The sequence below is a fragment of the Nocardioides sp. BE266 genome (genome assembly GCF_031457855.1).
Lineage (GTDB): Bacteria > Actinomycetota > Actinomycetes > Propionibacteriales > Nocardioidaceae > Nocardioides.
The window spans coordinates 125,096-137,997 of sequence record NZ_JAURTI010000005.1 but is presented as its reverse complement, the minus strand read 5'-3'; the positions used below and the strand labels follow the sequence as shown (position 1 = coordinate 137,997).

Annotated in this window: 15 protein-coding genes; 8 read left to right on the top strand and 7 right to left on the bottom strand. The window is 68.9% G+C overall.

Annotated elements, in window-relative coordinates; translation table 11 throughout:
* Window positions 1-19 precede the first annotated feature (19 nt).
* Entirely contained in the window at window positions 20-892 is an 873-nt protein-coding gene (locus tag J2X46_RS16090) for a LuxR C-terminal-related transcriptional regulator (protein ID WP_310252302.1), read from the bottom strand.
* A 15-nt stretch (window positions 893-907) separates the two neighbouring features.
* Between J2X46_RS16090 and J2X46_RS16085 the strand changes: the two genes are divergently transcribed.
* Window positions 908-1,204 (top strand): hypothetical protein, encoded by a 297-nt coding sequence (locus tag J2X46_RS16085; protein WP_310252300.1) that lies wholly within the window; start codon window positions 908-910, stop codon window positions 1,202-1,204.
* A 113-nt stretch (window positions 1,205-1,317) separates the two neighbouring features.
* A complete protein-coding gene (locus tag J2X46_RS16080) occupies window positions 1,318-1,908 on the top strand; it encodes a TetR/AcrR family transcriptional regulator (protein ID WP_310252298.1) in 591 nt (196 codons plus the stop codon).
* Window positions 1,909-1,922: 14 nt separating this feature from the next.
* On the opposite strand, the gene J2X46_RS16075 is transcribed toward J2X46_RS16080, so the two are convergent.
* Window positions 1,923-3,161: an acyl-CoA dehydrogenase family protein gene (locus J2X46_RS16075; protein WP_310252295.1), complete on the bottom strand. Its 1,239-nt coding sequence runs from the start codon at window positions 3,159-3,161 to the stop codon at window positions 1,923-1,925.
* Window positions 3,162-3,294: 133 nt separating this feature from the next.
* On the opposite strand from J2X46_RS16075, the gene J2X46_RS16070 reads away from it, so the two are divergent.
* The 4 genes from J2X46_RS16070 to J2X46_RS16055 are packed head-to-tail and all read left to right on the top strand — an operon-like array spanning window position 3,295 to window position 6,128.
* Window positions 3,295-3,738 carry a MaoC family dehydratase gene (locus J2X46_RS16070; protein WP_310252293.1) on the top strand — a complete coding sequence of 148 codons (444 nt, stop codon included), beginning with the start codon at window positions 3,295-3,297 and terminating at the stop codon, window positions 3,736-3,738.
* Between the two features lie 10 nt (window positions 3,739-3,748).
* Complete coding sequence (locus tag J2X46_RS16065; protein ID WP_310252290.1) at window positions 3,749-4,741, top strand: NADPH:quinone oxidoreductase family protein; 993 nt, start codon at window positions 3,749-3,751, stop codon at window positions 4,739-4,741.
* Between the two features lie 44 nt (window positions 4,742-4,785).
* A complete protein-coding gene (locus J2X46_RS16060) occupies window positions 4,786-5,376 on the top strand; it encodes a hypothetical protein (RefSeq protein ID WP_310252289.1) in 591 nt (196 codons plus the stop codon).
* The gene (locus tag J2X46_RS16055) at window positions 5,373-6,128 is read left to right on the top strand and encodes an SDR family NAD(P)-dependent oxidoreductase (RefSeq protein WP_310252288.1); all 756 of its coding nucleotides are present in this window, start codon (window positions 5,373-5,375) and stop codon (window positions 6,126-6,128) included. The genes J2X46_RS16060 and J2X46_RS16055 overlap by 4 nt, the downstream gene beginning before the upstream one ends.
* Before the next feature lie 9 nt (window positions 6,129-6,137).
* Here the strand turns inward: J2X46_RS16055 and J2X46_RS16050 are convergent, their stop codons facing one another.
* A complete protein-coding gene (locus tag J2X46_RS16050; protein ID WP_310252287.1) occupies window positions 6,138-7,205 on the bottom strand; it encodes a phosphotransferase family protein in 1,068 nt (355 codons plus the stop codon).
* Between the two features lie 122 nt (window positions 7,206-7,327).
* Between J2X46_RS16050 and J2X46_RS16045 the strand changes: the two genes are divergently transcribed.
* A complete protein-coding gene (locus tag J2X46_RS16045; protein WP_310252286.1) occupies window positions 7,328-8,107 on the top strand; it encodes an SDR family oxidoreductase in 780 nt (259 codons plus the stop codon).
* A gap of 3 nt (window positions 8,108-8,110) precedes the next feature.
* On the opposite strand, the gene J2X46_RS16040 is transcribed toward J2X46_RS16045, so the two are convergent.
* Window positions 8,111-8,866 carry an SDR family oxidoreductase gene (locus tag J2X46_RS16040; protein ID WP_310252285.1) on the bottom strand — a complete coding sequence of 252 codons (756 nt, stop codon included), beginning with the start codon at window positions 8,864-8,866 and terminating at the stop codon, window positions 8,111-8,113.
* Window positions 8,867-8,990: 124 nt separating this feature from the next.
* On the opposite strand from J2X46_RS16040, the gene J2X46_RS16035 reads away from it, so the two are divergent.
* The gene (locus tag J2X46_RS16035) at window positions 8,991-9,923 is read left to right on the top strand and encodes an alpha/beta hydrolase (RefSeq protein WP_310252283.1); all 933 of its coding nucleotides are present in this window, start codon (window positions 8,991-8,993) and stop codon (window positions 9,921-9,923) included.
* 44 nt (window positions 9,924-9,967) lie between these two features.
* Here the strand turns inward: J2X46_RS16035 and J2X46_RS16030 are convergent, their stop codons facing one another.
* Genes J2X46_RS16030 through J2X46_RS16020 form a run of 3 tightly spaced genes read right to left on the bottom strand, consistent with a single transcriptional unit; the run spans window position 9,968 to window position 12,896 of the window.
* Window positions 9,968-11,425: an aldehyde dehydrogenase gene (locus tag J2X46_RS16030; protein WP_310252281.1), complete on the bottom strand. Its 1,458-nt coding sequence runs from the start codon at window positions 11,423-11,425 to the stop codon at window positions 9,968-9,970.
* Between the two features lie 14 nt (window positions 11,426-11,439).
* A complete protein-coding gene (locus J2X46_RS16025; RefSeq protein WP_310252280.1) occupies window positions 11,440-12,543 on the bottom strand; it encodes an NAD(P)-dependent alcohol dehydrogenase in 1,104 nt (367 codons plus the stop codon).
* A gap of 32 nt (window positions 12,544-12,575) precedes the next feature.
* Window positions 12,576-12,896 carry a 2Fe-2S iron-sulfur cluster-binding protein gene (locus J2X46_RS16020; RefSeq protein WP_310252279.1) on the bottom strand — a complete coding sequence of 107 codons (321 nt, stop codon included), beginning with the start codon at window positions 12,894-12,896 and terminating at the stop codon, window positions 12,576-12,578.
* Between the last annotated feature and the right edge of the window lie 6 nt (window positions 12,897-12,902).

Below are 12,902 nucleotides of genomic sequence, written 5' to 3'. Positions count from 1 at the left end.
CAGACCGAATCGACAACGGTCAGTCGTCGCGAGCCCCGATGGTGAGTCGGAGGTACTGCGAGATCGCCTCGGCGCGGTTCTCGACCCGAAGCTTCCGGAGGACCTGCTTCACGTGTGACTTGACCGTCTGGGTGCCGATGACGAGTCTCTGCGCGATCCTGTCGTTGGTCGCTCCCGTGGCCATGAGCGCGAGGACTTCGAGCTCACGCGTGGTGAGAAGCTCCTCCAGGACGCGCGGTCGCTCCGCCACCACCGGGTGGACAGGGCGACTTGCTGCCAGCGCAGTCGTGCGCTCCCTGGTGGAGAGCTCGATCTCGGAGGAAGCGAGGTCGTCGAGCACGTTCTCGACGGATTTCATGGCACGCATGACCTCGGCACGCTGGTCGCGGAGCCTCCCGAGCAGCACTGCACGCTCGAAGACCTGGGCGAACCCCAGTGCGAAGGACCAGAGAATGTCCCGGTCGAGCTCGCCGACGGCGGCCTCACGGTTGTCGGCGTGCAGGAGGCCGATGACCCGGTCGCCGGCAACGACCGGCGCCGCCACGAAGGACTCCATCCCAGCGAGGTCCGCGAGTGGCCGGTAGGCACGTGGGTCGGCCGCAGCGTCGAGCACGAGTGCAGGCTCACCCCGACGCACCATCTCGCTCTCGAGCATCATGTGCGAGAGCAGGATCCTCGGCACGTCGTCCATCCATACGCGGAAGGAGCGCTCGATGCTCCGCGCCGACCGTGCGTAGCTGTGGGTGGGGCGCCAGACGTCCTCGTCCACCTGGGAGAGCATCACCCGCTCGAACCCGCACGACTCTGCTGCCGCCTCGCATGCTCCGGAGAGCAGTTGATCCTGGTCGGTCACCCGTCTAAGCCGCGACAGACCTCGGTCGAGCTCGTCCATGCGGACGAGTCGCTCGTGGTTGAGGTGGTCGTGGATCCCGAACCGGACGGTGTGCAGATCGTGCAGCGCATGGCTCATCGCTGCCACTCGCGTCCTGCTCATGGCGATGTCCGCAGCACTGAGGCTCTCCCGCATCAGGCCTCCCAGGATCGCGAGCTGCCCGTCGAGCGTGCGAAGGTCCGAGGACGGCAGGTCGACAAGACTCTCGAGATCCTCCGCATCCGCGACTTGATCGAGGAGGTCGACTCCGGCCCGGAGCGTCGTCGTGCCCTGCGCGACCAGCTCTCGACGTCGCCTCGCGGCGACGGCTGACGTGGACTCCACCACCACTCCTCACGCTCGTGGCACGTCACTGTAACTGAAACGGTCTGACCATTCCACGGTTGCCGTCAACGATCGTTCTCAGCCAGTGCTAGCGTCCCGATGTGCCCGAACCCGGCGTCGTACGCCCCACCGACCAGTTCTCGGCGCGTGACCGACAGATCCTCGACGCGGCCGGCCACGCATTCCACGAGCGCGGCTTCCACGGCGTCGGCATGGATGAGCTCGGACAGCGCGCCGGGCTGAGCGGGCCGTCGCTCTACCGGCACTTCTCCGGCAAGGACGAGATCCTGGCGACCCTGCTCAACGGCGCCATGGACGAGCTCACGGCTGCCACCCGCCCGGCACCTGGGGAGGCTCGACCCGAGCTCGAGCAAGCCGTCGACCACCATGTCCGCTTCGCGCTGGAGCAGGCCCACCTCATCACGCTCTACCAACGGGAAGTGCGGAACCTCGTCGAGCCGTGGGCCAGCATGTTCGCGCGGCGCATGGGCGACTACACGCGGGCGTGGGAAGAGCTGCTCGCTGCACGCCGACCCGACGACTCGCCGGAGACAGTGGCGGCCACCACCCAGGCGTGCCTGGGGCTGGTCTTCTCCGTCTCCGGCTGGCCGGGACGCGCCCGTCGTGTGGGCGACCCCGACGACGTCGTCGCTCTCGTGTGGCGCCTCGTCGAACGCGGCGTGGCGAGCTGAGGGGCCGAGACCTCCTACTTCGACCGGAAGTCCCACATCGCGTTGGCGATACGTCGGTACTGCAGCTCGTCCGACCCTTCGGTGATGCGGTAACGGCGGTGGTGTCGGTAGATGTGCTCGAACGGGTAGTGGCGGCTGTACCCCACTCCCCCGTGCACCTGCATCGCCCGGTCGGCTGCATCGCACGCGAGGCGGTTCCCCCGGACGTTGACCATCGACACCTTGTCGCTCACCGCGGTCTTGCCGTGGACGTCCATCTCCCACGCGGTCTTGAGGATGGTGTTGCGCACGAGCTCGGCCTCAGTCTGGAGCTCGACGAGCTGCCACTGCACGCCCTGGTAGTCGCGCATCTTCTGCCCGAACAGACGGCGCTCGTCGGTGTACTCCCGGGCCTTGTCGATGCAGAACTGGGCCGCACCGAGGGACGACGCTGCCTGCCGGATGCGGTTCTCGTGGACGAACAGCTGGGCACAGTCGAGGCCGCGACCCTCCTCCCCCACCATCGCGGAAGCAGGGACGCGCACGCCGTCGAGGCGCACCTCCGCGTGGTCGGTGGGCATGTTGAACGTCCACCAGTAGAACGGGACCTCGAAGCCGGGTGCGTCGGTCGGGACGATGAACGCCGAGATTCCTTCTGCCTTGCCGTCCTCACCGCCGGTGCGGGCGAACACGAGGTCGATCTCGGAGACGTCCACGACGCTGTTCCACCGCTTCGCACCGGTGATGATCCAGTCGTCGCCGTCACGGACCGCGCGGGTCTCGAGCCAGGTGGCGTCGCTACCGTGGTTCGGCTCGGTGAGGCCGAAGGCGATCTCCATGTCACCAGCGAGGTAGCGCTCGAGGTACTGCTCCTTCTGCTCCGGGGTGCCGTACTCGTGGAGCACCAGCGCCAGCGGGACGTTGGCGACCATCGAGGCCTCGTGGCTCAGCTCGGCGTGCAGGCCGGGCCCGCGGTGCGCGAGGTGCTCTCGGATGACCGCCATGGCGACGTTGGTTCCGTCCTGGCCACCGAGCTCCTTGGGCAACGGGTACCGGTAGAAGCCAGCCTTGTCGGCGAGCTTGCGAGCCTCGGTGATGAGCTCACGCCAGCGCGCCGTCGGGATGCCGCCGCGCTCCACGTCCGTGCGCGAGAACTCACGCCGGTGGTCGAAGTACTCGGGGTTGGCCTGCTCGATCGGCACGATCTCCGTGTCGATGAAGTGGTCCAGATCTGCGAGGAACGTCGTGACGTCCTCGGGAATCGACATGTCCATGTGTCGCAACGTAGGTCGACCACCAGATGTCCCTCGCCCGCCTCCTCTCGAGGCGATGTGGAGTTCTCCACCTCGTTGTTCCCGCTGGCTCGCGGGGGCACGGACGCCGTGGGTTCATGGGCGCATGCTGAAGATGACGAGTGTCGATGACCTGCGTGACCGGGTCGGCCAGGTGCTGGGAACGAGCGCGTGGCACGAAGTGACGCAGGCGAAGATCCAGGCTTTCGCCGACGCGACCGAGGACTGGGAGCGGCTGCACGTCGATCCCGAGCGCGCTGCCAGCACCCCGTGGGGCGTGACGATCGCGCACGGCCTCTACACCCTGGGGCTGGGTCCGAAGTTCCAGTACGAGATCTTCGAGATGTCCGGCCACTCTCTCGCGCTCAACTACGGCTACGACAAGGTCCGCTGGCTCACCCCGGTGACGGTGGGCTCGCGACTCCGGATGACGCAGGAGCTCCTCGCAGCCGAACCGATCGAGGGCGGGTCGAAGTTCCGCACCCGGCAGACCTTCGAGCTCGAGGGGCACGAGAAGCCGGCCTGCGTCGCTGAGTCCCTGTTCGCCTACTTCGACTGAGGAGACCACCATGCGCGCTGTCGTCGTCGAGTCGCTCGACGGTCCACGTTCCGCCACCTTGAAGGACCTCCCCGAGCCCGAAGGAGCCCACCGCCGAGCCGAGGGGCGTCGTGTGCTGGTCGAGGTGCACGCGGTGGGCCTCTCCTTCATCGACCCGTTGCAGACCCGCGGCCTCTACCAAGCCGGAGTTCCGGCGCCGTACGTCTGCGGCAGCGAGCTCGCCGGCGAGGTGCTCGAGGCGCCCGACGACTCGTGGGTGAAGCCCGGCGACCGGGTGTCGGGCATCGTGTGGCAAGGCGCCATGGCCGAGCACGCCCTGGCGATCGACGACTTCCTCGTCCGCATCCCCGACTCGATGTCGTACGTCGAGGGGGCGGCGGTGTACATGAACTACGCGACTGCCTGGTACGCCCTCGACCGCGCCGGGGCCTCGTCTGGCGAGACCGTGCTGGTGAGCGGCGCAGCGGGTGGAGTGGGCAGCTGCCTGCTCGATCTCGGGCCGGCGTTCGGTGTCGACACCATCGCCCTGGTCTCGTCCGCCGACAAGGCCGGCTACGCGAAGGCGTCGGGGGCGACACACGTCGTTCGCACTGATGGCACCGGCGGTCCTTGGCTCGAGCAGGTTCGCGAGCTGACCAGCGGGCGTGGCGTAGAGGTCTTCGTCGACCAGGTGGGCGCCGACCTGTTCCTCGACCTGGTGCGATCGCTGCGCATCGGCGGTCGCGGCGTGATCGTCGGATTCGCCGGCGGCAGCATCCCGGAGATCAAGGTCAACCGGCTCCTGCTCCGCAATCTGACCCTGACTGGCATCACGATGGACGTCATGGAGACCGAGCACCCCGGAACCCTGAAGCGGGTACGAGACGGGGTGCAGACCCTGCTCGACTCGGGACGCATCCACCCGCGGATCGGGGCCACATACCCGCTCGAAAAGGCCGCCGATGCCCTCGCCTCGCTAGAGGAGCGCACCGCCGTTGGCAAGGTCGTCGTCGAGATCACCTGATCGCAAGTGTCAGAAACTGACACTTGCCGAGGTAGAGTCGCGCCGTGACCACACGTCGCAACAGCGCCAGCGTGCTCGCCGCCTCCGAGCGCGTCGCCTGGTACCTGATCGAGGTGGGCAACTTCTCCGCGCCGGTCTCGCAGATCGCCACTGCGATCGACGTGAACGAGCGGACCTTCTACCGGTACTTCCCCACCAAACCCGACGCCCTCAGACCGCTCTTCGACTGGGGAGCCGCTCTCCTCGCTGATCGGATCGCCGAGCGCACCGACCTCTCGGTCAAGGACGCGGCTCTGGACGCCTTCGCCGAGATCGTCGACGGACAGCACGCGAGGCGGACCCGACTCCTGTTCCCCCTGGTGTTCGCCGACACGTCCCTGCGTGCCGTGCTCCTCGCGGTCTACCACGATGCCGAGGCCGAGCTGCGGGGTGCGCTGTCACGACGCACCGGCCTCGAGCCCGGCTCACTGGCCCTCCATGGAGCCGCGGCGAGGATCGTGATGTCGACACGTCTCGCCCTCGAGCTGCACGTCGAGCAGGGCCTCGACCCAGTCAGCTCGCTCCGAGAGCTCCTGACCCCCCTGCCCGACCAGTTGGTGGGGGACATCTCAACGGAAGAGGAATCACCCGCATGACAAGACTGCAGGGCCGCACGGCCTTCATCACCGGCGCAGCGTCCGGCATCGGCAAGGCGCAGGCACTGCGCTTCGGAGCCGAAGGTGCGCGTGTCGCCGCAGCCGATCTCGACGTCGACGGCGCCACGCGCACCGCGGAGGAGATCGTCACCGCCGGAGGTACCGCCATCGGCGTGGCTGTTGACATCACCGACATCGCCAGCGTGGAGGCCGCCGTTTCCACGGCGATCGCCGAGTTCGGAGTCATCGACACCCTGAGCAACACCGCCGGGATGTTCGACGGCTACGAGCAGCTCCTCGAGACGACGAGGGGTGCCTTCGACAAGGTCCTCGACGTCAACCTCGACGGGATGTTCAACGTGAGCAAGGCGCTCGTCCCCCACTTCATCGAGCACGGCAAGGGAGTCATCGTCAACATCGCGTCAGGCGCCGGACTACGTGGCGGCGGCGGAGGCATCGCCTACACGACGTCCAAGCACGGCGTCGTCGGGTTCACCCGCCAGCTGTCAGCGACGTACGGTCCGCTGGGAGTCCGCGTCAATGCGGTCGCGCCTGGGCTGATCGACACCCCTATGGTGGCCGCGTTCTCCGAGGGCGAAGCAGCCCAGACCATGCTCCGCAGCAACCCCGGACAGCGGCTCGGCCGTCCCGACGACATCGCAAGTGCCGCCCTGTTCCTGGTCAGCGACGAAGCCGACTTCATCCACGCCGCAACGCTGCCTGTCGACGGTGGCATGGTCGACACCTTCTGATCGCGCTGGTCATCCGACGTCGAGGGCCCGGTGGCCGGCCGCCAGGACCCGGTCGAGCCCCTCAGCCGCGACCACCAGCTTCGGGTCCGGCGTGTCCCGCTTGCGCTCTCGCTTCCAGATGACGGCGATCGTGGCCGCCACCTTGAAGTGGGCGACGCCGAGGAACCAGTCCAGGTCGCGGGTCGCGTCGTCGACGTCCAACGGCGCGGCTCCGTGACTCATCCGCGCGTGGACGTAGGTCGTGCGCAGCTCGTCGACGCTCGGCATGAGACGCCCGGCCTCGAGATCGTCCGCGGACCGATCAGGGTGGAAGACGTGGGACGGGGACGTGTGCATCAGGACCCACGCCAGGTCAGGCCGCGGGTCACCGACGGACCAGATCTCCCAGTCGATCACCGCTTCGAGCCGCGGGCCGACGAAGAGCGCGTTCGCGGCGCGGTAGTCCCCGTGGACGAGGCGCGGGGCGATGTCCCGCGGAATGCGCTCGGCCAGCCGCATGGCCAGGTCGTCGTGACCGACGCCGATGTCGGCGTCGACGGTTGCGAAGAGGGTCCGCCACCGGTCCAGCTCATGCGCCGCGCCGTGAACAGGCTCGTCCTCGAGCCCGAGCTGGGCAGGCGTACGTGACTGGAGCAGCGCCAGCGCCCGGGTGAGCTCGTGCTCACGCGCGGCTGCCTCGCGGGCGGACGGAGGCTCGTCCGAGACGTCGAGGAGCGGCTCGTAGGCCTGGCCGGGCCGCAGCTCCATCGCGAACATGGGGGGCACCTCCGGTGGCTGTCCCGCGTCCCGCACGAGCACGCGCGGCACGGGGAAGCCGTCAAGCCCGGCGAGCGAGTCGAGCACCCGTGCTTGCCGCAGGACGTCGCGGTTGCGGACGGGCTCGAGCCCGGGCGGCGCGAACTTCAGGACGACGTGCTGGGCCGTCCCCTCAGCCCGCAGCCGGGCGGCGTACGTCAGGCTGGACACCCCGCCCTCGAGTCGCCGGATCGTGTCCACGTCGGCGTCTGGCCAGGTCAGCCGCGCAGCTTCGGTGGCTCGCTGGGCAACCTCGTCGTCGGTGATGTCTCGGGCAGGCACCCCGACACTGTCGCGTTGCGAGGTCGCCGCGGCAAAGGACATGGGCACAAGCAGTGGAGAGACCGACAGGTCCACATGCGACGACCCCTGCGGACCCAACCGCGCCCGGGTAGAACCGATCCATGAGCTACGACGACGCCTCATGGCGTGACAGGTTCCGACTCGACGGCAAGGTGGCCGTGGTGACGGGCGCGTCGAGCGGCCTGGGTGTCGCCATCGCCCAGGGCCTCGCTGCCTCGGGTGCCTCGGTCGTGATCGGCGCCCGACGGACCGACATGCTCGAGACCACGCGCTCGCTCGTCGAAGATGCGGGCGGACGGTGCATCGCCGTCGAGACCGACGTGACGAAGGTCGACGACTGCGACCGACTCGTCGCAGCGGCGGTCGACGAGCTCGGCGGGTGTGACGTCCTCATCAACAACGCCGGCATCGGCGGTGACTACAACCCGGCCACCGAAGACCCGCCGGACCACTTCCGCCACGTCGTCGACGTCAACCTGATGGGGTCCTACTGGATGGCCCAGGCAGCAGGCCGCGTCATGCCACCCGGGAGCTCGATCGTGAACTTCTCGTCGGTCATGGCCCTCACCACGGCACGGATGCCCGCGACGGGCTACAGCGCAGCGAAGGCTGGAGTGCTCGGTATGACGCGCGACCTAGCCGCGCAGTGGGGCGGGCGCGGGATCCGGGTGAACGCGATCCTCCCCGGCGTCTTCCTCACCGAGGCGACTGCCAACTACAGCCCCAACTACCAGCGCAAGCTCATCGACGCGCGTGTGCCGATCGGTCGCCTCGGCGACCCGATCGAGATCGCCAGCACCGTGACCTTCCTGGCGAGCGACGCATCGGCGTACGTCACCGGCGTCGGCATCCCGGTCGACGGCGGCGTGCTGCTGCTCTGAGGATCAGACCGGAAGGTGCACCATCATTCCGCCGTCGACCGGGATCACCTGACCGGTGATGAACGAGGACCGCTCGGACGCCAGGAACAGGTAGGCCTCCGCCAGTTCCTCGGGGCGTCCGAATCGACGCAACGGCGTGTTGGCCCGCACTGCAGTCGCGCGCTCCTCGGGGAACCGCGCCAGTGCCCGCTCGGTCGCGGTCACTCCGGGTGCCACGCAGTTGCAGCGGACACCCTGGGGGCCGTACTGCGTGGCGACATAGCGAGTCAGTGCCTCTACGCCCGCCTTCGCGATGCCGTATGACGCCCAGGCATCGTCGGCCGCACGCGCCTGCGTCGACGACGTCATCACGACCGCGCCCTTCGACTCGACGAGCAAGGGGATCGCTCGAGCGGTGAGGTGATGAGTGGCCCTGAGGTTGACGTCGAGGGACAGGTCCCACGTCTTGCGGACGCTCTCCTCGACCTTCGCCTCCGTCCCGACGAAGACCCCTGCAATGTTGACCAGCGCGTCGAGCCGCCCGTGGCGATCACCGAGGTCGGCGACGAGATGGTCGATCGCGTCCTCGTCACGGAGATCGAGCACGGCCGCCTCTCCCCCGATCTCTCCGGCCAGCGCCTCGACCGGACCCGTGTCGCGATCCACCAGCACGGTCGTCGCCCCCTCGGCGGCGAAGAGGCGCGCGGTGGCACTGCCGATGCCACCCCCAGCCCCGGTGATCACGACTACCTTGCCCACGAACTCTCGGTCTCTGGTCACGCGGCGACAGTAGGCGCGGCGACCGCAGCGCTGCTGCCTGCGGACCGGTGACCATGTGGACTGCCACAGTCGACGTGCATCGGCTCGGCTGACAGGCCCGGGCGATGCTCCTACCGTCGGCCTGGTGACCGATCGCCACCTCGACGAACGGATCCGGACCGCCGAGCTCGGGGCTTATCTCGCGCATGGCCGTGCCGTGACGGATCGGGTGATCGAGGTCGGAGACCGGCACCAGCGCATGCAGGTCCGCGTCACCGAAGCCACCGGCGAGGGTGTGCCCGTCGTCTTCCTGCACGGCATCGCGTCGGCCTCGGTCCTGTTCGCCCCACTGGTCGGCGCACTTCCACGCCGCCGGGTCTTCGTCGTCGACTGGCCCGGACACGGCTTGTCCGGTCCGATCCGTGTCGATACAGCGCCTGGGTGGCTCCGCGAGCAGGCGGGCCGCATTCTGATCGACGTGCTCGACGTGCTCGGCGTTCAGGAGGTCGACGTCGTGGGGCACTCCCTCGGAGCGCAGTTCGGTCTCTACGCAGCCATCGACCATCCCGACCGCGTACGACGCCTCGTCACCCTCGGCGCGCCGGGTGCCGGCCTGCCGGGAACCCGCCCCGTTCCGGTGATGCGTGCGATGTCCACGCCGTTGCTCGGCCGGTTGGCCCTGTCGTTGCCTATGTCGGACTCGCAGTTCCGCCGCGCATCAGCGATGGCCTTGGGCCCGGGGATCATCGAGCGTCAAGCACCCGAGGTGTACGAGGCCGCGCGGCTGGTGGCCGGACGACGGGGCAACGCAACGGGCACCGCGTCGTACTTCCGGGCGCTGCTGCGCCGCGGTCGGGTCCGTCCGGGGGTCGCCCTCGGGGTGGACGAGCTCGCCCGCATCGCGGCACCGGTCCTGCTGGTGTGGGGTGAGCTGGACGTGTTCCTCACCCCGTCAGAAGCAGCAGCCTCGATCAGGGCACTTCGCCAGCACCGGCTCGTCACCCTTCAAGCAGGACACGGGCCCTGGCTGGACGATCCCACGCTCGTCGCCGAGGAGGTGTCGAGCCATCTCGGATGAGGGAGGTCCGGTCATGCGAGGAACGAACCTCCCCCACCGATGGATCAGGAGTCGTTCGCCTGGTCCAGGTAGATGGTCTTGACGGACTGGAACGCCACCAGACCCTCAGGGCCGAGCTCACGACCCATGCCACTTGCACGCACACCGCCGAAGGGCGAGAACGGGTCGTTGGAGTAGTGGTTGACGCCGATCGTTCCGGTCCGGATGCGCCGGGCGAACTGCTCACCCCGATCGGGGTCCGCGGTCCACACCGAGCCACCGAGCCCGTAGTCGGTGTCGTTCGCGATGGCGACAGCGTCGTCCTCGTCGTCGTAGGGGATGACGGCCAACACCGGGCCGAAGATCTCCTCCTGGGCGATCGTGGCCTTGCGGTCCACGTCGGCGAACACCGTCGGCTGGACGAACCAGCCGGCGTCACGGTCAGCCGGGCGACCGCCGCCGACCACGAGCCGTGCTCCGTCCGACAGTCCCTTCTCGATGTAGCCCTCGACGCGGTGACGCTGCCGTTCGGAGACGAGGGGGCCCACCTGGGTCGTCTCGACGAGCGGATCCCCCACCACGAGGGACCCGGCGAGCCCGGCAACGGTGTCCACCACCTCGTCGTAGCGGGCGCGCGGTGCGAGCACCCGGGTCCCGAGCCAGCAGATCTGACCGTTGTTGAGAAGCGTGGCGCCGAAGAAGGACTCGATGGTGTCGCCCAGGTTGGCGTCGTCGAGCACGATCGCGGCGGACTTGCCGCCGAGCTCGAGGGTCACTGGACGGAGCAGACGACCGCAGGTCTGTGCGATGGCCCGACCGGCGGCAGTGGATCCGGTGAAGGACACCTTGTCGATGCCGGGGTGCTCCACGAGGTAGGCGCCGACCTCCCGTCCGGCAGGCACCACGTTGAGCACGCCGGCAGGGAGACCGGCCTCCGCCGCGGCCTCGGCCATCAGGAACGCGTCCAGGACCGTCTCCGGCGCCGGCTTGAGCACCACGGTGCACCCCGCCGCCAGCGCGGGGGCGAGCTTGAGGAACGTGATCGCCTGCGGCACGTTCCACGGCACGATGGCGGCCACCACGCCGATCGGCTCACGCGTCACGACCGCCTGCTTGCCGAGCATGCCCTGCCGACGCTCCTCCTGGCCGGCCTCGACGAGGCCGGCGTAGTAGCGCAGGAGCACAGCAGGGAAGCCCGCCTCGAACTGTTGCGCGAGCCAGATCGGCATGCCGTTCTGGATCGTGACGCGTCGAGCGGTCTCACCGCCGCGCTCCTCGAGCGCCACGGCGAAGCGCTCCAGCACCTCGGTACGGCGCGAGGGCGACCAGTGCGCCCACCCCTCGGGGTCGTCGAACGCGTCCCGTGCGGCACTGACGGCGGCGTCGATGTCCGCCTCCGATGCCTCCGGGACGCTCCCGATCAGCTGCTCGTCCGTGGGCGAGTGCACCTGGATGCGTTGGTCGGTCGCGGGGGCGTTCCAGGTGCCTCCGACGTAGAGCCGGTCGTAGTCGATCGTGGTCATGTCAGCTCCTCCGGTCATTCGTGGACGAGGACGACCTTGACGGCCTCCCCGCGTGCTTGGGCCGCCACCGCGTCGTTGATCTTGGCGAACGGCATGGTCGTGACGAGTCGGTCGAAGGGGAAGCGCCCTGCCAGGTGCAGCTCGACCAGCTCGGGCAGGAATGTGTCCGGGTCGCTGTCGCCCTCGACGATCCCCATGAAGCGCAGGCCGCGCGCCTGCATCTCGATGAGCCCCATCGTGAGGGTCGCCTCCGGGTTGGACGGCACGCCGACCATCCCCAGAGTGCCGAGCTGCGCGAGCGAAGCGATGACCTCGGTGACGACGGGGTCAGCGGCCGTGGTGTCGAGGGCGTAGTCGACGCCCTGCGGCAGGATCGCCCTCACCTGCTCCGACACCGGACCGGCCGAGGGGTCGATGACATGGGTCGCCCCCAGCTCCAATGCCAGCTGCCGACGGGCTGCGACCGGCTCGACGACGACGATCGTGCCGACCTCGCGAACGACGGCGCCCATCACGCCGGAGAGGCCGACGGAGCCGCCGCCGGTGACGAGGAGCGACGACCCGGGACGGCAGGCCATCGACCGCATCACGGCGCCTGCACCCGTCTGGATCCCGCATCCGAGCGGGCCGGCGATGGCCAGGTCGATCCCTTCGGGGAGCTTCACGACATTCCGCTCCCGCGCGATCGCGTGGGTTCCGAACGTGGACTGCCCGAAGAAGTACGACCCGTAGCTGTTGCCGTCCTTGGTCAGGGTGCTCGACCCGTCGGGCCTGCCGCCGCTGAAGTTGCGGGGCATGAACTCCGCACAGTAGGACGGGGTGCCATTCGTGCACGGACCGCACGACCCGCAGGTGTTGAACGTGGCGCCGACGCGATCGCCGACCCCCACCTTGGTGACGCCCGAACCCACGGCGACGACCGTCCCGCTCCCCTCGTGGCCCACGACGCCCGGGAACGGGAACGGCAGGTGGCCGTGCTGGACGGCGAGGTCGGTGTGACAGAGCCCGACGCCGGCGATCTCGATCACCACCTCGTCCGGGGCGGGGTCGTCGAGCGTCAGCTCCTGCAGGACGAAGTCCTGGCCCAGCCCTTCTAGCACCGCTGCTGTGATCTGCATGGTTGATCCATCTCCTTGTCGGGACGAGGTCCTCAGCCGTTGGTGGCGGGGACGACCACTCGGACACCTGCGCAGGCGTCCGAGACGATGAGCTGGCACGACAGCCGTGATCGGTCGCAGGCGCCCTCGAGGAACTCGACGAGGTCGACTTCCTCGTCGATCGGCTCGTCGAACAGCGATGCGGCCTCGGGGTCGACGAATACGTGGCACGTGGCGCACGAGCAGCTGCCCCCGCACTCGGCCACGATGCCGGGCAGGTTGTTGCGTACCGAGCCGTCCATGACGGACTGGCCCGTGGGAACGTCCACTGTCTCCTCACGCCCGTCCGGGAGGACGTAGGTGATCTGGGGCATGGGGCT

Bases quoted from the DNA above. Each gene is read 5' to 3' on its own strand.
- J2X46_RS16025 (WP_310252280.1), bottom strand. From the start codon at position 12,543: ATGCAGATCACAGCAGCGGTGCTAGAAGGGCTGGGCCAGGACTTCGTC.
- J2X46_RS16090 (WP_310252302.1), bottom strand. From the start codon at position 892: ATGGACGAGCTCGACCGAGGTCTGTCGCGGCTTAGACGGGTGACCGAC.
- J2X46_RS16020 (WP_310252279.1), bottom strand. From the start codon at position 12,896: ATGCCCCAGATCACCTACGTCCTCCCGGACGGGCGTGAGGAGACAGTG.
- J2X46_RS16030 (WP_310252281.1), bottom strand. From the start codon at position 11,425: ATGACCACGATCGACTACGACCGGCTCTACGTCGGAGGCACCTGGAAC.
- J2X46_RS16070 (WP_310252293.1), top strand. From the start codon at position 3,295: ATGACGAGTGTCGATGACCTGCGTGACCGGGTCGGCCAGGTGCTGGGA.
- J2X46_RS16055 (WP_310252288.1), top strand. From the start codon at position 5,373: ATGACAAGACTGCAGGGCCGCACGGCCTTCATCACCGGCGCAGCGTCC.
- J2X46_RS16065 (WP_310252290.1), top strand. From the start codon at position 3,749: ATGCGCGCTGTCGTCGTCGAGTCGCTCGACGGTCCACGTTCCGCCACC.
- J2X46_RS16075 (WP_310252295.1), bottom strand. From the start codon at position 3,161: ATGGACATGTCGATTCCCGAGGACGTCACGACGTTCCTCGCAGATCTG.
- J2X46_RS16045 (WP_310252286.1), top strand. From the start codon at position 7,328: ATGAGCTACGACGACGCCTCATGGCGTGACAGGTTCCGACTCGACGGC.